Annotated in this window: 13 protein-coding genes and 1 pseudogene; 7 read left to right on the top strand and 7 right to left on the bottom strand. The window is 67.6% G+C overall.

The genetic code is table 11. The features are described from left to right. A pseudogene (locus tag AB0G35_RS36240) lies at positions 1-84 on the top strand (transposase); the annotation flags it as partial. Between the two features lie 63 nt (positions 85-147). Here AB0G35_RS36240 and AB0G35_RS36235 read toward each other — a convergent pair. Then, positions 148-729 carry a hypothetical protein gene (locus AB0G35_RS36235; protein WP_360958738.1) on the bottom strand — a complete coding sequence of 194 codons (582 nt, stop codon included), beginning with the start codon at positions 727-729 and terminating at the stop codon, positions 148-150. Positions 730-1,122: 393 nt separating this feature from the next. Continuing rightward, entirely contained in the window at positions 1,123-1,545 is a 423-nt protein-coding gene (locus AB0G35_RS36230; protein WP_360958735.1) for a hypothetical protein, read from the bottom strand. An 839-nt stretch (positions 1,546-2,384) separates the two neighbouring features. On the opposite strand from AB0G35_RS36230, the gene AB0G35_RS36225 reads away from it, so the two are divergent. Then, on the top strand, positions 2,385-2,648 hold the full coding sequence (locus AB0G35_RS36225; protein ID WP_360958732.1) for a helix-turn-helix transcriptional regulator: 264 nt from the start codon (positions 2,385-2,387) through the stop codon (positions 2,646-2,648). 158 nt (positions 2,649-2,806) lie between these two features. Further along, positions 2,807-3,670 carry a DUF6083 domain-containing protein gene (locus AB0G35_RS36220; RefSeq protein ID WP_360958729.1) on the top strand — a complete coding sequence of 288 codons (864 nt, stop codon included), beginning with the start codon at positions 2,807-2,809 and terminating at the stop codon, positions 3,668-3,670. Positions 3,671-3,879: 209 nt separating this feature from the next. Here AB0G35_RS36220 and AB0G35_RS36215 read toward each other — a convergent pair whose 3' ends face one another. Further along, positions 3,880-4,077 carry a hypothetical protein gene (locus tag AB0G35_RS36215; protein ID WP_360958727.1) on the bottom strand — a complete coding sequence of 66 codons (198 nt, stop codon included), beginning with the start codon at positions 4,075-4,077 and terminating at the stop codon, positions 3,880-3,882. A 68-nt stretch (positions 4,078-4,145) separates the two neighbouring features. Between AB0G35_RS36215 and AB0G35_RS36210 the strand changes: the two genes are divergently transcribed. Continuing rightward, entirely contained in the window at positions 4,146-5,660 is a 1,515-nt protein-coding gene (locus tag AB0G35_RS36210) for a UvrD-helicase domain-containing protein (protein WP_360958724.1), read from the top strand. Between the two features lie 362 nt (positions 5,661-6,022). On the opposite strand, the gene AB0G35_RS36205 is transcribed toward AB0G35_RS36210, so the two are convergent. From AB0G35_RS36205 to AB0G35_RS36195, 3 genes are read right to left on the bottom strand one after another with little or no spacing between them, the layout of a single operon-like run. Continuing rightward, positions 6,023-8,803 carry an RNaseH domain-containing protein gene (locus tag AB0G35_RS36205; RefSeq protein WP_360958721.1) on the bottom strand — a complete coding sequence of 927 codons (2,781 nt, stop codon included), beginning with the start codon at positions 8,801-8,803 and terminating at the stop codon, positions 6,023-6,025. Between the two features lie 8 nt (positions 8,804-8,811). Beyond that, on the bottom strand, positions 8,812-12,129 hold the full coding sequence (locus AB0G35_RS36200; protein WP_360958718.1) for a hypothetical protein: 3,318 nt from the start codon (positions 12,127-12,129) through the stop codon (positions 8,812-8,814). Beyond that, entirely contained in the window at positions 12,126-13,325 is a 1,200-nt protein-coding gene (locus AB0G35_RS36195) for a hypothetical protein (RefSeq protein ID WP_360958715.1), read from the bottom strand. Before AB0G35_RS36195 ends, AB0G35_RS36200 begins: the two co-directional genes overlap by 4 nt. A gap of 82 nt (positions 13,326-13,407) precedes the next feature. On the opposite strand from AB0G35_RS36195, the gene AB0G35_RS36190 reads away from it, so the two are divergent. Further along, positions 13,408-13,899: a putative phosphothreonine lyase domain-containg protein gene (locus tag AB0G35_RS36190; protein ID WP_360958712.1), complete on the top strand. Its 492-nt coding sequence runs from the start codon at positions 13,408-13,410 to the stop codon at positions 13,897-13,899. A gap of 165 nt (positions 13,900-14,064) precedes the next feature. Here AB0G35_RS36190 and AB0G35_RS36185 read toward each other — a convergent pair whose 3' ends face one another. Then, on the bottom strand, positions 14,065-14,928 hold the full coding sequence (locus AB0G35_RS36185; protein WP_360958709.1) for a hypothetical protein: 864 nt from the start codon (positions 14,926-14,928) through the stop codon (positions 14,065-14,067). A 498-nt stretch (positions 14,929-15,426) separates the two neighbouring features. Between AB0G35_RS36185 and AB0G35_RS36180 the strand changes: the two genes are divergently transcribed. Then, the gene (locus AB0G35_RS36180) at positions 15,427-17,772 is read left to right on the top strand and encodes a DnaB-like helicase C-terminal domain-containing protein (protein ID WP_360958707.1); all 2,346 of its coding nucleotides are present in this window, start codon (positions 15,427-15,429) and stop codon (positions 17,770-17,772) included. 212 nt (positions 17,773-17,984) lie between these two features. Further along, on the top strand, positions 17,985-18,416 hold the full coding sequence (locus tag AB0G35_RS36175; RefSeq protein ID WP_360958704.1) for a hypothetical protein: 432 nt from the start codon (positions 17,985-17,987) through the stop codon (positions 18,414-18,416). Positions 18,417-18,650: the final 234 nt, after the last annotated feature.

Raw genomic sequence — 18,650 nt, 5'->3', positions numbered from 1 at the left:
ATCCGCCGCTACATCATCTGGCGGAACAAGCACGCTGCCGACGAACGCCTACGCGAGGTCGTGAACAGGGCGAACGTTGCTTGATGCGGCACTAGGTGAGGCAGCGCTGCGTTTGCGGTGTCCCGCGCAGGATGCGGCTGGTTTCTGTTAGCCAAGGTGGAAGTCGACTTCATCGAAGGAGAAGTCATCGCTTCCGAAGCCTCGGTAGCGTGCGCCACCGTTGAAATAGTCCGCCAGTGCTTCGCCGATGGTTTGACGGACCGCGTCGTCCGTGCTGGCGCGAGCCAGAGCAGCAGCCTGTTCGCACGTCAGTCGGAGATAGATGTCCCGGCAGCGGATGGCATCGGATCCCCGGATTGCGAAGGAACGGGCCCGGCTTACACGTACGGCGACTCTTGAGATGGGGCCTTCCCTTTCGAATTGCCGGGCACGGCGTTCCCTTCCGTGAGGCGTTGTCTGGGCCTCGATGACCTCACGGAGCAGCCGGTCAGCGTGCGCAGCAGGACGATGAGTCCCGCTGATCCAGCGCGATACGGTTCCCGGGGTGACGCCATAGGCTGCTGCCATCGCAGGGGTGCTGCCGGCGTAGGTGCGATCCCGCACCTGCCGTGCCTGGACGGAGGTACTGGCAGGAGCCTTGCGGGAGGGGAAGATGCCTTGCCGGGCACGGGCCAGCAATCTCGGCAGCGGGGCGGGTGCGGCGGTCAGGGCAGGTGCTCCTTTGGACACGAAGACAGCCTGGTCGGCACATGCCATTGACCAGTAGGCCTTTCCGACACGGCCACCGATCTGACGGCTGATGGCACGCTAAGGGTGGAGCAATGGCTGTTGACAGAGGTGGCGAATCCTCAACTCCCCAGCTTGGGAGACGTTTTGACCCTTCGATCCTGCCGCAGATGCGCTGGAGGAGTGAGGCACGAGGCTGACCGTTCACCCCGCCGGGTGAACGGTCAGCCTCGTGCCCGCTGCCGCCGTCGCGGCGTGCCCTGGTGGCACTGGCGCACATGCACGAAACCAACGCTGAAAGGCTCGTCCGCGGTCACGGTTAATTCTGCGCCGCACGGCACGGGGCCAACATGTCGGCGTACGGTCCGACCACTCACGCCCACGCCACGGGAATCGTCACCCGGTCGGAGAACCATGTCCGGCGATCATGCTCTTGTACCGCGTGGCCAGCGCGGGTCCCAGGGCCCAGGTGATGTCGTCGGATCCCGGGTCGTACGACCACCAGTCCGCTACCCGGGCGGCAACCAGGCGGTCGAGGGTGGCGGTCAGGGCGCCAGGTGCTGCTGCGCACACTCGCTCGAGCCGGTCCGCCTCGATGACGCCGTGCAGGCGGCCGGGGGAGAGGTGGGTGGCCAGCGCGAGTCCGGTGAGCTGGTCTGAGGCCGACAGGCTGCGAAGTGCCGGGCAGGACGTCAGGCGCAGTGCTCTGTCGGCGGCTTGGGCGCGGTCCCGGCGCCCAGGGGCCTGGGGTAGGACGCCAGCGTCGAGCAGTTGCGCCGCGACCCCGCACCGTCTTGCCCAGGGTGAGCTTCTGGACACGCGCGTGAGCCAGCCGGACTGCTCCAGCTCTTGCCATGGAGATGCACGCTGGTCCATGCGCATGCCCCGCAGAAGCCCTGCCGGCACCCGAAGTCGGCCGGAGGCAGTTGCCCGCAGCGCGCACTGCAGAGCCAGCAGCCGCGCAGTGGCGCCGACCTCGGTGGGAAGGGCAACTGCGAGGTAGCTGAGCATTTCTCGGACCCGGACCTCCACCTGCGGACCCTGGACCTGCCGCTTTCTTCGTGGCCGGCCCGGCGGAGGGGAGAGCTCGGCGGGTGCCGCGCAGGTGGTCTCGGGGACGATGGCACTGTGCGCGGTGGCCCGTGCGCAGGCAGTACAGGCATCGGCCAGCCGCCACAGGCGCCCGCCGCTTTCCCGGGTCAGGACCAGTGTGATCGGGCCCGAGCAGCCGCGATGCCGCAGATGCCATGGGCAGCCGCGCTCCTGGCACTGGCAGGTACGCAGGTGCACCGGGAGGGCATCCCGGCGGGCGTGGCTGGCCAGATGTGCCACCACAGCGGGCCGCGTCGCTGCTGTCTGCGGGTGCAGCGGCCTGGTGGCCGGAGAACAGTGCGGGCAGACCATGACAGGGCCACCGGGCTGTGGTCGCAGCTCGACGGTCCAGATGCGCCGCACGGGTCGTCCGGTCGCGCACAGCCGCATGAACGCACGCCTTTCTGTCTCATCCGCGTAGGCCGTCCTGGCCGAGACGCCTGCTGGGGGAGGGGCGGGCGGAACGGTAGTGCAGACCTCTGCCCTCCCTTGCGTGGTCGCCACCTGCGGAAATAGGGCAGAGGTCTGCACTGACAGTGCAGGGTTCTGCACCGTCGGATGGTGGGGTGACGATCTTCCCGCCCGACCCGAACCTCACCGCCCTGCGCCTGGAGCTGGGACGGCTGCGGGGCGAGCGCGGATGGTCCTATGACGAACTCGCCCGCCGCAGTGGCCTGGCCAGACGCACCCTCATCGAGATCGAGCAGGGTCGCACCATCGGCTCCCTCAAGACCTGGCACGCCCTCGCCCACGCCCTCGGCGTCCCCGTCGACCACCTCCTCGGCACCCTCTGCAAGGGGCACGCGCCCCCGGACGGCGTCGCCGAATAACCCCCACGGCCCGGCTCCAGCAGATCACCCGATCCGGCAACCTGTCGCGAACGTACGTACCTAGAATCGAATGCGCTTACGTGACGATTGGGTCGTACGCGGGACTCCAGCGGCACTGGCGCCGTGTTTCCGGCGTGCCGCCTGTCACCTTCACGGACATGTGCTCCACCACTGCCTCATCCGGCCGCCGATGGGACGGCAGCCTTGTCCGTCTGCATCACCGCTCGCGCGCCCTGCGCGTCGCCACAGACAGCCCCAGCCGGCTTCTGTGCTCCGCCCAATCCAGCCGTTGCCGCGACTGCGGCAACCGCATCAACTGGCACACACGCACCAACCAGAACCCCATCAGCTTCCACCCGCACGAGGTGCCCGCGGCCTCCGTCCCGGCCCCGCACCGCTGGCACGTCAGCTCTGGCATCGCCCACCCCGCACACGACGGCACACCCTGGTGCCGCATCCCCCACACCGCCCTCTGCCCCGCCCACCCCGCCAGCGGCCCCCTCCCCCCGCAGCTCGCCGAACTGCGCCGCCGCCTGGCACTGCGTACCCGGCGCCTGCTCGATGCCGGCGCCTTCACCCCACCAGCCACCCAACCGACACCGCCACCCCATGGCCCATGCCGACCGGCACGCCCGGTGGTCCAACTTCTCTGCTGCCGATACCTCGCGCAGCACCCCCTCGACGACATCCGATGCGTCGTACAGACCCGCCAACGCAACCGCTGCAGCCACCCTGTCCTCGCCTCAGGCGCACCGACAGGCATCTGGACGCTGGTGTCCACCACACCACTGCATGGACAACTCGCCCTACCTGCCTCCGAGATGGCCGTCTACAGCCTCAACCACCTGCCCTACACGGAGCAACTGCGTTGGCGAGCTCAGCGATGCCCCCTCCACGCAGCGGCCTCACAGGCCGCAGACCTGGCGGTGGCCGAGTGGGAGCCCTTCGACCCTCTCCTGCACGCGGCGTACATCTGTACCCGCCTGCCCCACACATCGGCCCGCACACCTGGGCACCGGTGACGATGGGGGCCACCACGTCCTGGAAATCACACTGACCCGACCCCTGAAGGCCACCGAACTCCGCCACGCCGCCCGGTTCTGGCCACTTGCGGCCAACAGCGACGCCACCCGCCTGATGGCCCTCGTCGCCGCCAAACCCCCGACCGAGCCGTGCACCGCCTGCTCCACCGCCTCCCCACCAGATTCCCCATCGACGTCATCACCACCCACTACCCCGACGCGAGCGGCCAGGTCCTGCTCAACCTGGCCTTGACACCCGCCACCCACAGCGCCCTCAAAACCGGTGCACGTCGCGCGGGCCAGCCCCCGAAAGCTTCCTGCACCTGGCCCTCCACCGCGCCCTGGCCGAACACGCCGACCAGGAAGCCGACCGCCTCGACCGCGTTATGCGGAACCTGTTCGCTCACACCACTCCCGCGCACCTGCTGTCTGCCCTCGGGCATGCCCTCACCCGTCTCCCTGAAGGACCCACACCATGAAGCCGACCGACGAACAGGCCGCAGCAGCCGACGCCTTCCACGCCGGCGATCACCTTGCCCTCCAAGCCGGCGCCGGGACCGGCAAAACCACGACCCTGGCCCTGCTCGCCCACGGCACCAAACGCCGCGGCCGCTACCTCGCCTACAACCGTGCCATCGCCCGCGACGCGACCGCCCGCTTCCCGCGCAACGTCCAGTGCAAAACCGCCCACGCACTCGCCTTCGCCGCCGTCGGTCACCGTTACGCTCCCCGCCTGAACGCACCGCGCCGTCCGGCCTGGCAGACCGGCCAGGCCCTGGGCATCACCAAAGCCATCCGCATCGGCGACCGCGACATCTTCCAACGCACCCTGTCCAACGCCGTCCTGCGCACCGTGAGCCAGTTCTGCTACACAGCCGACGCAGCAATCACCCGACACCACGTACCGCACCTGCGCGGACTGGAAGACAAGGACCTGCACGCCCAGCTCGCCGCCCACATCGTGCCCTTCGCCCGCAAGGCATGGGCGGACCTGCAAAACCCCGACGACGGGGTAGTCCGCTTCGATCACGACCACTACCTGAAGATCTGGGCCCTGACCCAGCCGAGAATTGAAGCGGACTTCCTGCTCCTCGACGAAGCCCAGGACACCAACCCTGTCGTCGAACAGATCTTCGTCAACCAACGCGACCACGCCCAGCTGGTCATGGTCGGCGACTCCGCCCAGGCCATCTACCACTGGCGCGGCGCCAAGGACGTCATGACGGGTTTTGACGGCACCCAGCTCACCTTGTCCCAGTCCTTCCGCTTCGGCCCCCACCTGGCAGAGGAAGCCAACCGCTGGCTGCACCTGGCCGACGCCCCCATCCGCTTGACCGGGTGTGAGGCCGTGCCCACCAAACTCTGCTCCGTCGCCCGGCCCGACGCCGTCTTGTGCCGCACCAACGTAGGCGCGATCACCCAGGTCATGGCTCTGATGGTCGCCGGCTGTCAGGTCGGGCTGGCCGGGGGAGGAGACAGCCTGCGCACCCTTGCCCAGGCTGCCCGCGACCTCAAGGAAGGCCGCCGTACCAGCCATCCCGAACTCGTGCTCTTCCCCACCTGGGGCGAACTCCAGGACTACGCCGCCCACGACCCGGCAGGCCGCGACCTGCAGCCGTTCGTCGACCTCGTCGACACCCACGGCGCCGAAGCCATCCTCGCTGCGGTGGGCCAACTCGTCGACGAAACCCACGCCCATGTGACCGTCTCGACGGTGCACAAGGCCAAAGGCCGCGAATGGCCGAGCGTGAGGATCGCCGACGACTTCCAACCCCCACCCGACAGCGAACAGCAGGACGACTCCGGACGCCCCCTTCCCCGCCCGATCGGCGACGCCGAAGCCCGCCTCGCCTACGTCGCCGTAACCAGAACCCGCAGTCGCCTTGACATCGGCGGTCTCGCCTGGATCGACCAGCATCCCGATGGAATGCGGATGGCCAACGCAGCCTCTTCCGCCTCCGACGAACACCCCCGTGACATCGCCGGCTAAGCCACTTGCCGTCATGGCTATAGGCACCGAGGCGGGCCATTGCTGGAGCTGAGACGGCGTTATTTGCCGAATTGTGATCCTTGGCCGCCCTGGAGGGCAACGGCCGCGACCGCAGCACTGGTCTCCCTTCCTCGACCCCGCCGTGGCAGTCCTGGGCGGGGTCTGAAACCCTTGCTCGTCCGCCCGTGCCGCGCGGCAGGAGCATCGAGCCGGTCGGAGACGGCTGGTGATGTGCCGTCCGCTCACGCATCGCTCACGCGTACAGGGGCGTTCTGACCTGCGATGCAGCCGCGACTCCGGCGGTGACCTTGGACTTCCCTCGTCCTGCGCTCCCGCCGATCTGGCGACTGTGTTGACCTGCCTCACCGAGCATCTTCTTCTTCGTGGAGCATGCGCCGGTAGTTGGGGTGATCTTTGTCCATCTGGATCGCCAGGTGGACGGGGAGCGGGTAGTCGGTGCGGTGGTCGTAGGAGAGGGCGTTGTCGCACAGGCGCGCTGCCGCGAGCGCGTAGCGGTACGGGTCGTCTCCGGTGGCGTGGTACGGGATGTGGAACTCGGTGAGAGTGTGGGCGTACCAGTCTTCGGCCTGTTCCTCGGGGTCGTCGCTGGCCCAACGGCCATAGTGTTCACCGGCTCGTGCGTAGCGGGTGCCGCCGTTGAACTGCTGGGGCACATGGGCCAGATACCAGGTGGTGCGGGCCGTGGGGTGGGCGAAGAGTCCGTTGGTGCGCTTGCCTGGTTCGAGGACTTCGCGGCCGGTCTCGGCATCAGTGCGCAGATGTTGGAGTCGGGCGGGGCGGGGGAGTTTGCCGCTGAAGGCGCTGTCGTCGGTGACGCGCACGATGGCACGGGGTCGTTGGTGCTCGGCCAGGGACAGACCCGGAAGGGCGAGGCGTCCTTCGAGGCTTTTGATGGTGCCGTCGGGCTCGATCGGTCGGTCGAGGTGGGTGTTGGCGAGGTGGGGCCACAGGCTGCGGCAGCTGTTGCCGTTGACGTACAGCACGTAGCCAGTGGCGGGGCCTTTGTGGTGGCCGAGACTGAGTAGCGCCTGGTCGATGTCGTGGGTGAGGTGTTGGTCTTGTCGGCACCCAGGGGGCAGCGGACCGGAGCGGAATTCGAGGTTGGCTTCGGTGTATGGGGTCCAGGTGCGCGGCGTGTGGGCGGAGCCGGGGGTGTGGGCGAGTACGCGCCAATGGTCGCCGTCGGGGATGAGCGCGCTCATGAGCCAGACGAGGCGTGGGGGTTCGCCCGCTTTCCAGTTGCTGCGCTGCTGGCGTAGGTGGAGGCCGACGTGGACCAGGGGTTCCTTGAGGCCGTCGTCGGTGTAAGTGAGGTTCCGGGTGAGTCGGGAGGGGACGAGTCCGGCGGCGCGCATCAGGTCGGCGAAGGCGTAGTGACCGGGATGGTCGCCGGAGAGCTCTTGGCCCAGGCGTTCGAGCTCGGTAGGGTTCTCGATCTTCGCAGCCTTGCTGCGGCTGGGCGGGAAGGGGCGGACGCGGAAGGTGAGGAACTGGGCAAGAACTCCGGACCGGGCCAGGTAGCGGTTGGCGTAGGGCTTCGCGTCGGCCAGGTATGGGTCCTTCTCTGTGGAGTTGGGCTGGCGCGAGGCGCGGCGGCGGCGGGACCAGTCCGAGGCGTCGAATTCGGTTTCGGCCAGGGCGAGGACGCGGGTCCCGGGTGGAGCGGCGCGGTGCGGAATCGCGCGGGCGGCGGCCAGGCGCCCTGCGTGGTCACCGCGGTGCTCAAGGAGCTGTGGCGCGTGGCTGAAGCTGATCTCGGTGTGGTCGTTGAGCGTAATTAGTGCATCATCCCGCTTTGCGGCGGTGGCGTCAGCGAGGTCGGGGCGGTTGAAGTGGTAGCAGAGGAGTTTTTGTAGACGGGGGCGCGTGGTGGGGTTGTGGTAGAGGGCGAGGATGCGCAGGCGGTTGCAGGCGGCGGCGCGGAGGATCTGGTCCAGGTCCGGGGCGTCGAGGAGGTGCGTGTCGCGTCCGAGGTGTGTCGTGCGTCGAGAGCGGGAGAGGCGTTCGGTGCACTGGTGTAGGCGCAGGGGCTCGGAGTTGAAGGCTGTGCGGGCATGGTCGCTGACGACTGCCATGGTGTGCATGCCCGGGCTACGGCCGATGGGGAAGCGGGTGGAGTACGGCAGCACGGCGCGGAAGTCGCCGGGGGTGCCGCTCAGGTCCCGTACGAGGCTGGGGAGCAGGGGGCGGGTGCCGCGCAGGCGGGCATAGGCGTCGAGGGCGAGTCGGCTGGCGTGAGCGAAGTGGGTGTGCTCGCCTCGGCCGCCGAGGGCGAGTGTCATCAGCGGGGCGTCGGCCTGGGCCGCGTAGTAGACGGTGCGGGCGGCGGCGAGGCGGTCGCTGTAGCGCAGCGTGCGTGGCTGGATGAGTACATAGGGCTGCGGGGTGCCGGGCAGCGAGCCGAGGAGGACTTCCAGGTGCAGTCCGGCGTACTTGGTGTGCTCCTCGTCGTGCAGGCGCGCTGGATTGCTCGTATGGTTCTTGTCTTTGCGTTTCTCTCGGGCCTCTTTGATCTGTGTCCAGGTGGCGGGCCAGAGGTGTTTGGGCTCCCAGACGTGGACGTCCCCGGTGTCGTCGGCACGCAGCTCGATCTGGCGGCCATCGATGCTCAACGTGTGGCGTACGAGTAGCTGTGCGGGGTTCCAGGTGGCAGCGGGGTAGAGCCATCCGGGCGCGGTGAAGGTGTGCGTTCCGGTGTTGATGTAGTCGGCGAGGCGAATGTGCTTGGGCTCGATGGCGGCGATCTGGTCGGCGAGGCGGCTGTCATACCCCAGGCTGATTTTGTCCTCGGGGACCTGGAGGGCGACCTGTTCCCACAGGCAGACGGCGTCGCGGAGGTCGTCGCAGTGCAGGGGGGCGGCGGTGATGAGTCCGGTGGGGGGCTTGTCGTGCGACGGGCGGTCCATTTCGGCGCTGGTTTTGCCCAGTACGCGCAGGACGGTCAGCAGCGCGGTGTAGGGGAGGATGCCGTCGCTGCCGGTGATGCCGCGGTACTCGCTGGTGGCGGCTGTCCATGCGGCTGCGGCCGGGGTCAGGTCGTACAGGTAGCCGTCGCCGAGCAGTTCCTGGTCAGCGGGGTGGGCGAGCAGGTCGAGATAGGGGCCTTGGGAGAGGTGGTTCATCGAGGGTCCTAGAGGGCCGCGAGGGTGGTCAGGGGCGGTGGGTTGCCGCTGGCGAAGTTGATCCAGGCGTTGAAGGTGGAGCCGTAGGTGTGGCGTAGCTGTTGTTGTTCGTCAGGTGCGAGTTCGGCGTAGTAGGTGCGCAGCAGGGAGGGGTAGTCGCTGCCGAAGCGGGCGTCGTGGAAGGCGTTGTCGACGAGGTAGATCTCGACATCGGTGTCGCCGCGGCGAGCGCGTCCGGAGAGCTGGATGAGGTCGACGAGGATGCCGGCGAGGATCTCGGTCTTCAGGTAGCGGGGGTAGCGGCTGAAGTGGGGGTCGGCGGCGATGATGGCGTCGCGGCGCTGTTCGGCGGTGTGGCGTTGCGCAGCGAGCATCGCGGCGGGGTCCAGGCTGGGTCCTCCTCGGGAGATGCCAGCGGCGTTGATGGAGGCATACATCGTGGCCGGGTCGTGGATTTGCATGACGGGACGGGTGCCGACCCAGATCGAGTACAGGGCGGAGCGTTCGGTACCGGGGACGAGGATGTTCAGGCCGCGGCAGACCGGGCCGATGGGCGCGACGATGACCTTGACGTCGGGGTGCCGGGCGGGGAGTTCTTCGAGTTCGTCGACGGTGACTTGAACGACGCCGGGCGGCATCGCGACGGCCGGTGCCTTGCCGCTGGCCGGCAGGACCACGGCAACCCAGTGAGGCTGGGGAGCTGCTGCGGCGATGCCGGAGGCGAGAAGGAAGGCGTGGTAGGTGGAGTTGACGACGGTCAGCACGCGTTGGCGGTCGCGGTCGAGGCGGGCGATCTCACGTAGGTGGGGTTCGAGGCGCTTCTTCCACAGGCGGCCGCCGAAGGCGGGCAGGTCCCGGACCTTGGCGCTCTCCTCCAGTCCGGCCAGGCGGAAGAAGTCGTTGGTGTCGTCGTCGCGGGTGACGTGGCCGGCTTTGGCTCGCACGGCGTCGGGCCTCATGTCGCTGTAGAGGTAGGCCGGCAAGGTGTGCAGGTGAGTCTTGGCGGCCCGGGGGAAGTAGCCGGTGGCGGAGAAGGCCAGGATGCGGCGACGCTTGCCGCAGGTGCCCAGGGCGATGGTGTTGCCGAGTTGAGTCATCGTGGTGTGCGGGTCGCCGGTGAAGCTCCGCACGAACAGTCGACCGGTGGCGACGGGACGCGGGTTCTGAGTGACGGCGAAGCCGTACAGGGAGTCGCCGAGAGCACCATGAGGGATAGGCGAGTGCTGGGCGAAGGTGCCCAACAGCTCAGCGATCGGGCGGGCTTCGGGCAAGAAGGCGTCCGCGGCGGCAGCGACGTTGCGCAGCATGGTGAGGGCGTCGGTCAGGCAGCCGAGCCAGGAGCGCACCAGCAGCGCGTTGACCAGCTGGAGGAGTGCAACGCCGTGGTGTCCGTTCTTCTGTAGCACGGTGGTGAGAGCATCTTTGATGGCGGGCAGCCGGTTGCGCCCTTGGCCGGCACTGACCGCCTCCTCCAGGAGTGGGCGGATGGCGCGGGCTTGAGGCAGTTCGGTAGGCGCGCGCCCGCGCCGTGGGCGGCGCTCTGCCTGACGATTCTGGTCCTGAAACGGGGTGGGGAACAGGTCCGCCAGCCCCGCAAGGTCCGCATAGGGGATCTTGTCGTTTTCCTTCTTGTGCAGCAGGGCTGCGACGATACGGCGGTCCCATGTGCCGGGCAGGTGCAATTTGGAGGAAGGCCGGTCATGGTCGGCATCGTCGTGCTCGAGCCACAGTTCGCCCTCTAGGGCGTAGTCGAGGAATGATTCGGCGAAGTGCCTGGCCAGGCGCAGGGGATCGGCGATGCGGCGGGTCACCGACGGGGGCACGGGGCGCCGGCGGTGCGCCCGGTCGAGCTGGACCAGTGGGCTGTCGGTGGTGCCGGGGCCGTGGGCGGCGAGCTCGAGCTGCTTGGTATTGGCGTCGCACAACGTCTCCTGTATGCCGTCGACTTCGTCGATCAGGATGAGGGGGCATCGTCCCAGCAGGAGTTTGAGCAGGCTCTCGCGGCTGGTGGGCTGCCCATCGAGCAGCAGGGGCAGCCGGGCGCTGCCCAGCAGCAGGTTGTGATGGTTGGTGACGATGATGTCGGCGTGGGCGGCGTCATGGAGAAGCGCGAAGCGTGGGCAGTGGTTGATGCGCGGGCAGGCCCTGGGCCCGGTCTCCGTCAACTCGGCGTCGTCTGTGTCGTCCTCGTGGACGCGGCGCAGACGCAGGCAGGGTTCCTCGCCTGGTGCGGGGGCGGGGCCGTGAGTGATCCATGCCTTGATGTCGCAGGGGTGGGCGAGCTGGTCGAAGCGGTCCCACCGGTCGCGGGCGACGGCACGCTCCGCCTGCTCGGCCATCCGGTTCGGTGTGATCAGCGGGGTGATGCGCAGATCGCGGGCGTGCCGGGCGGGGAGTCCGGCGGCGTCGAGGAGATCGTCGTCCAGGTCGTGCTGGGCAATCGCGTGGAGTTTGTCGGTGGTCTTGAAGACGTCGCTCAGCTGAGGGACGACGATCAGTACGGGACCCAGCCGTTGGCGGGCGGCCACGATGGCGATCTCGAGCATGGCGACGGACTTGCCGGAGCCGGTGGGCGCGTTGACGATCTGCAGGCGCCCGGCGGGCAGCTCCAGGCGGTCGATCGCGTGGCCGTGGTGGTCGCGTAGGCGATCGAAGAACTGCCCGAGCAGCTGCGGCTTCCACGCCACCTTCGCATCCTGCTGCTCGTGCGCGCGGACCTGGGCAAGGACAGAATCGACATGTACATGGGCGTCGATGCAGCGGGGTGCGGTGCTCCACGCCAAGGGCTTGAGTTTCCTGTCGCCGGCGGGGTGGGCATGGGCTGGCACGCGCACGGTCGTGATCTCACGGGTGCCGAACTGCCACAGTCCCTCGCCCGCCTGCACCGGCAGCTCCTTGCGGGCGGCGATCAACCGGGCGGCCTGGTGCAGGTGCCGGTCGGCCAGGGTGAGCGGGTCGTCGGCGTGGAGGGCCACCAGGTACCGACGACGCTGGGGCCCCTCGTGGTCGGGTCTGGCGTACAGGCCGCGGTTGCAGGCCGCGTAGTACTGAGCGGCGCTGGTGAAGTCGGCCTCCTGGGCCAGATCATCACCGCGCACCTGCCAGAAGCGGCCGAGGCGTTCGTGTTCATCTGCGCTCAGATGCTCCCAGCCAGCCATGAGGTCGCCCAGGCGTCCGGTGGCCAGTACCCCCGCTTGGTCGAGCGGCACGCACCGACGCCCAAGCGGGTCGGTGTAGCCGAAGTAGTGCTCGGCCAGCGCGAGGGCTGCCGCGATCACCTCCTCCTGCTCGTCCCGTTCGTCCGGGTCCATACGCCTGCGGCTCACGCTCGTCCCCGGGCTGTGGCGATGACGTGATCGAGGAACCGGGTGACCGTGAAGGGCCGGTAATGGGAGGCGGGCAGACGGGCTTTGAGCGTGGGCAGTTGGGATTCCTGCTGGTCGGGGACGACCACGCTGATCGGCTTGTCGGGTAGTGGTTTGCTGACGAGGGCGCGGGCCAGGGCGGCGGCGTCCATCCAGTCCTTGACGTCGATGTAGAAGACCCGCTTGCCATCTGGGGTCGGCACGGTCAGCCGCATGTCGTAGGCGTCGGGGTAGGGGTCAGCTGGCCACATCTCGCAGCGGGCTTCGGGCACCTCCTTGTGCGCGCGGTCGCGAAGTTCCTTCTCGACCAGGCCCGCGACGGTGGTGAAGTGCCACGCGCCTTCCTGGAAGGCGAGGTGATCGCTGCTAGCCGGCCGTCCCACCACCGGCCGTGTCGGCCATTCCTGCTTCGAGGAGGGCCTGCCGGTAAGGCGCAGGCGGGGCGGTGCGGCGCCTTCGGTGCGGGATAGATCGAGGGTGTAGCGCACACCGCGCCAGGCGTGCGCGGTGCATCGCGCACGTGCGCGATGCTCCTCCACCTCCACCAGCATCGGCCACTGGCACAGCGGGCAGGCGAACCACCAGCCGGCCACCTGCGCCCAGGGCCACTCGGAGATCGGCTCGAAGAAGTTCACCTTCCCCCACAGATCGCCCCAAGCTCGTCGCAGGGCCCGCGCTTCCCCGGCTGGATGGGTGATGCAGAGCATGCGGGCACGCCCGTACAGCTCGGGAGGAAGCTGCCGCAGCGCCTCGTGCAGGCGGCCCTGCTGCTGCTCGGCTCGCATCCGTGCCCACGGCCAGGGCACCTCGAGTGCCCGCAGCGGCACCAGGTGTTCGCGGCACAATCGGTGCACCTTCTCGTTCAACTGGTCTTGCCCGTCCAGCAGATGAAGATCGGACACCTCCCCGGGCAACTCGCTGCGGGCGGGCAACAAGCCGCCGAGCGGGCCGCGCAGCCCACGCCGGAAGATGGCCATGTTCAGGCCTTGGGCGCTGCGCGCCGGATGCGCGGCGCGCAGCAGTCCCAGACAGTCCATGGCGATCTGGGCTACCCGCTGCGGCGTCAGAGTGGTGTCGGCGAAGGCAGCCGCGGCCAGGCAGCACGCGGTAATCGCCTCATCCAGACGCGTGACGGTGGGGCTGTCAGTCGACGACATGCGCCTACCGTACAAACAGGAAAACACCGGTATGCCCATAAATTGACTGTTTGATTTGGTGTTACCCCGTATGGAGGCTGCCATGGATACGCCCCCGACCGGCCTCTCCCCCGCCACCACCACCGATACGCCCTGGCTGTGGGCCTTCGCACCCACGGCCGATGAACCGCCGAGCTGGGGCAAGTGGCTGTGGTTCCTGCCGGTGGCCACCCTGGATACCGGATGGCGCTTGATTCACGACGCCGTCCGCTCCAGCCAGCTCGGCCCCGTCGCCAAGGCCGGCACCCTGATCAACGCCGCCCGCGGCGACGACACCCGCCGCGTCATCTGCATCTACACCGCCGACCTGCACGAACCCACGGCCAACAAGGCTGAAGCCGAGCGTGTCCTGCTCGCCCTGCGATACCTCGGGGTGCCGCACTGGCTCGCCTACAAGACCAACGACACCACCCATGCCGGCATCTACGGGGACGGCGCTGCCACCTATGTCTCCCCAACCGACACCGTCAAGATGATCGACCGGGCTGCACCGCGTTCCGAGGCCCGCCGCAGAAAGACACGGCGCCGCCGATAGCCGCCACTGATAGAGATCATGAAGATCCCACACTGCTCGCCTTTTCCTCAGCTCGCAACGAAAGGATCCCTCCTCCGAAGAGCCGCACGTTGGGCAGGGCGCGGAGAGCCCGTTGCCCAACAGCGGCCGGCGGTCTGCTACAGGAGAATGGGGTCTACGTTGTTGCTACTCCACTGCATCGAAGAGGGTCTCCTGCACGGCTGGCCCGGTGCGGGGAGGAGGAAGGAGACCGCGCTGGCCTCCAGCTGGTGCCTGATCACCTTCCGCGCCACCGGTCAACGCGTATCGGCATGCGGCTCGGAGAGTCTCCAGGTCCAGGCGCGCACCCAGGAGACCGAGAAAGTCCTCCACGCCCCAGTCGATGAGTGCGCCCTGGCGGGAGAGGTAGAGCCCCACCCCGTTGATGGCATAGGCGTTGCCGTAGTCCAGCAGGAGGTACCCGACCAGCTGGTAGATCTCTGCCCGCCCCAACCGCCCAGGGCGGATGGTTGCCTTGCAGTCGATCAGCTTCCCGTCGAGGATGAAGTCCGCGTCTGCACCACCGACATCCGCGCTGCCGTCGAAGACCGGGCCGCAGACCCGCAGTTGGACAGGAAGCTCCCGCAGACGCGAAAACGGCCCGGGCTCGGCTGCCAGCACCATCTGGCGCCGAATGTCTGCAACGACATAATCCGGAACTACGGCAGCCAAGTCACCCAAGTCCGCCCCCGGGCTGCACAGACCGAGGCGGTTCCCGCGCACCCACCCTCCGCAACGGTAGATGGTCTCGAAGTGCGAGGCGAGATGGCACAGGCGAATGAGCCTCTCCTCAGTTTCGACCTCCAGTGCCAGCGGTTGACCCGCTTCGTCCTCGAACCGTTCCAGTTCCTCCAGCAGGGCCGTCCCGGCTGCCATCACGGTGCCGATGATCTCCGGACTGGGCCAGCCCGCATCGTCGATGACAGTCCGCAGCACGCCTTCCTGAATCGGCCCACCGGTGGGCGCACCCAGGCTGATCCGCAACCGATGGTCGATGGTGTGTCCGAGCATCGGATATTCCGGCCGTCGTCCCGCACCCGCGTCAGGCACGACAGGTGCGGGCCAATTCTTCAGGCGCGTGCGGAGGTCGGCTACCACCCTTTCTGTGAAGGGGAGGTGCTCCGCAAGGAAGCACGACATGGCAGAAGTCGGGTCTGTGAGAACTGAAGTGAGGCTCATGTGCGCATCGTGATGGGCGGGTCTGACAGTGGCCGGGCGCAGAACCGTTCCGCCGACACAGCGCATAGGGGAGAATCGGTCACCTTCGCACCGACCTTTCTGCACGGTGCCTGTCCGGGACCAGCGCACATATCTCAGCTCCCTCGACTTGGCCACGGTCACTTGGTGAAATTCAGACAACTCCATCGAGTGAAGATTGGCGACGACGCCTGGAATCCGGGAGCGCACTGCCGACTGCACCCGTAACGGGTGAGCGTCATCGCACCAGCGACACCCTTACGCTAGATTCTTACGTGTCTTACGTGTTTCCTGTGCAGGGGAGGAGCAGACATGGCCGAGGACACACCAGGTGCCACGACCACCGCAGCCGGCGCCGTGCGGCGGTGGGGTATCGACGAGGCACGCAAGGCCTTGTACGACCTGGTGGAGGCCGCCGCGGCAGGCCAGCCCGCACTGATCGGCCGCGGTACGAAGTGCGCCGTGCTCTCTCCGCTGAGCCACCTGGACTCCACTTGGCAGGCCCAGCTGTCCGCCCTGCCGACCACGACGGTCACCACCGCGCGCAAGAAGCTGGGCGATCTGCTGGCCGCTGCAGCCTCCGGCACCCCGCAGCTGCTGCTGCACCGTCGCACACCCGCTGCAGCTCTGCTTCCCGAAGCTCTCACCGCCCACCTGACTACCGCCACGCCCATCGGCATCCCGACGGACGCAACAACAACGACCGCGCGCCGTCTGACGGCCTTGGATGACGCCCTGGATGAGGTCCTGACACCTGGGGCTTCCGGCACAGACGGCCAGGCAGCCTCGTTCGGCCTTCATGCTCTCGACCACACACTCGGCGGCCTCAGGCCGGGCACACTGACACTGATCGCTGCTGCCCCGGGCGCCGGCGGAAGCCTGCTCGCCGCGGCTGCTGCCCGCCACACTGCCCTCACCCGGCAACTCCCTGTGCTCTACGCAGCGTCAGGACTGACCCGGGCGGACATCGCCGCGCGGATCATCGCCGCCGAGACCCCGGTGGACTACCGACGGCTGCGCACCGGCGCCCTGGCCCCTGCGGAGGAACAGGCCGCAGCTGAAACACGGGCCCGACTCGTTGGCGCGCCCCTGCACATGGATGACGGTACCGGCCTGACCGCCGAAGTCATCGCGCAAACCGCCCCGGACATCACCGGCCTGGCACTCGTGGTCGTCGACCGTCTGCAGCACATCCACGACCCAGCGGTGCCACTGTCCGGCCCTGCGCTCCCCGCCGCCGCACGCATCCTGTCCCACCTGGCTCGGACCCGGAACATCCCAGTCCTGGCCGCGTTCGACACCGACCTCCCCGAGATGGTGAACGCGCTGGACCCAGACGTCACCCTCACCCTGGCCCGAACCGGCGAGCACGCACACATCGACGTCGCCGAACGCGACTTCGGCCCACAGACCACCACCCAACTGCGCGCCGAACTGCCCTACGCCCGCTTCACCGACGTCCCCGCCAGTCCGGCCCCCACCCCCGTGCAAGCCACCTCCACCACACCGGAACCCACCACCCACCACCTACCTCGGCCCACTACACCCGCCTGCTCCCCCCGGGAGGCGACGCGCACCACCCCCTCCAGCACCATTCCGCCGGAGCAGCCACGCACCACATCCACGGCGTCACCCGTACGCCCCCAACGGCATCCCAGTTCCGCGAAGGCCAGCCTGTCTACATTCGTCTCTGACCGGGTCGCCCGCGCACTGCAGGCACACGATGGCGACGGCGACGCAGCCCTGAAAGCACTGGCTGGCGACGGTGGTTCGGCGATTCCCGATGTGATGGAGCTGTTCGAGGCGACGAGAGTGGAGACGAGCTATCAGCACACGACCTACCCGAAGCTGCCCGAGCCACTGACCCGCAAGCGGCGCGACAACGCCGACGAAGTATGGGAAGCCCGCCCGAAGTTCACCAACACCTCCGTGCCCGACGGCACCGAGGTGACCGAGCTCGACGTCAACGCCGCCTACCTTGCCGCACTCCAGTCCGCACACCTCCCGATCCGCACCATCACCCACAACCCCGAAGGATGGGACGACCTAGCCAACTACGGCAAGGGACTCGACCTTTCGGGAATCTGCCGCATCGACCCGATCGACTGGGAATACCCTGAACTTCCTCACCCTCTCGGCGACGACCGAGAGACCTCCGGCACGCTCTGGGTGCCGACATCGGTGCTTCTTAGTCTGAAAGACTTTGCTTCACCCTCGTACGGAGAATTGTGCACGCTACCGGTGATCCGGGAGGCTTACGTCGCAAAGGGCAGTGCGTCTCTCTTTAAGACACTCGTCCATGTGCTCAATGAGGCCCGCATGCACGCTATTTCCGAGGAGGATGAACTGACGAAGACTTACATTGCTACAATGTATGCAAAGTTGGTTTCGACCATGGGTGACAGTCGTAAGAACCATGAACTGCGGCGCCCCGAATGGCAGCACATCATTCGCGGCCAGGCATTCTCCAACCTACGGCGAAAGGCAATCCGCGCATACCAAGCAGGATTGACGGTTGTCCAGGTCGGCGGCACGGACGAACTGCACCTCGATGGTGATGTGTGGGCGGCTCGCTGGAACGGCAAGCCGCTTTTTACGGAAGGACGCGCGCTGAATCAGATCAAGGTCAAGAAGATCTCACGGAAGGGTGAGAAGTGACACCCAGTCGGCCGCGTCAGCCACACACCGGAGGGCATCTGGGAACTTGGGGCCGCGGGCCCGACAGCGGCGGCACCACGTTCGGTGAGCAACTCAACGTCGAGTTCCTTGACTTGATGGAAAACAGAGACGTCACACCACCCACAGACGTCTCACCGGACGTCCGGGCCCAACTAAAATACCTCAACAGCCGCAAGGGGGGACACGAGGCCATGGAACGCGCCGGCATCCCCGCTCGCACCCGCCGCGGCTGGAAGACCCGCACCCCCAGTCCCGCCAGCAGACAACGCATCAACCACGCCTACTGGCAACTCCGCGCTACCAACTGGAAACGAACCGGACGTACCCCACCACCCGGTGTTCGAGAAGCCGTGGCACCTCAACTCAAGGAGCGCGCCCACGGCAAACGAATGAGTATCACCCCCGTCGACTGGCGGGACGTTCGTAAGCAGGCCCAGGGCGCACAAAAGGAAGCCAGCGAACGCGAAATCCGTCCCAGCCAACGCAGTTGGGATAACCTGATTGATGCTTGGTCAACCGGTGATGAAACCACCCTTGATACAGTCTGGATGGACTACGCTAGCGAAATTGACTCCCCGCCAGAGCTGTACTACGAAGTCGCGCATATTGGATTTGCACTCTGAGGCTGGGAAAACCACCACGAAAGCGGATCGGTAAGTTCGTTTTCACACCAGTTAATTGACTGGCAGCCAGTTAAATTCGCAGGCCGGCACCCACCCCTTAGCCAGCCGAGGCGCGCGCAGCGCGCCATCGTTTAATGTCGCGCAGCGGCATCAAACAAGCGGTCCGCAGGACCGCAACTGCCTCACGCCGCGCAGCGGCGGCGCGCCGGTCTGCTGCGCAGCCGCGGAGCGCCG

It is taken from the genome of Streptomyces sp. NPDC021749 (assembly GCF_040640655.1).
GTDB lineage: Bacteria > Actinomycetota > Actinomycetes > Streptomycetales > Streptomycetaceae > Streptomyces.
Note: the sequence above shows the minus strand (reverse complement) of the source record. Positions and strands in the feature narration are given on the sequence as shown.

Bases quoted from the DNA above. Each gene is read 5' to 3' on its own strand.
- AB0G35_RS36220 (WP_360958729.1), top strand. From the start codon at position 2,807: ATGTGCTCCACCACTGCCTCATCCGGCCGCCGATGGGACGGCAGCCTT.
- AB0G35_RS36210 (WP_360958724.1), top strand. From the start codon at position 4,146: ATGAAGCCGACCGACGAACAGGCCGCAGCAGCCGACGCCTTCCACGCC.
- AB0G35_RS36205 (WP_360958721.1), bottom strand. From the start codon at position 8,803: ATGAACCACCTCTCCCAAGGCCCCTATCTCGACCTGCTCGCCCACCCC.
- AB0G35_RS36195 (WP_360958715.1), bottom strand. From the start codon at position 13,325: ATGTCGTCGACTGACAGCCCCACCGTCACGCGTCTGGATGAGGCGATT.
- AB0G35_RS36190 (WP_360958712.1), top strand. From the start codon at position 13,408: ATGGATACGCCCCCGACCGGCCTCTCCCCCGCCACCACCACCGATACG.
- AB0G35_RS36185 (WP_360958709.1), bottom strand. From the start codon at position 14,928: ATGCTCGGACACACCATCGACCATCGGTTGCGGATCAGCCTGGGTGCG.
- AB0G35_RS36180 (WP_360958707.1), top strand. From the start codon at position 15,427: ATGGCCGAGGACACACCAGGTGCCACGACCACCGCAGCCGGCGCCGTG.
- AB0G35_RS36175 (WP_360958704.1), top strand. From the start codon at position 17,985: ATGGAACGCGCCGGCATCCCCGCTCGCACCCGCCGCGGCTGGAAGACC.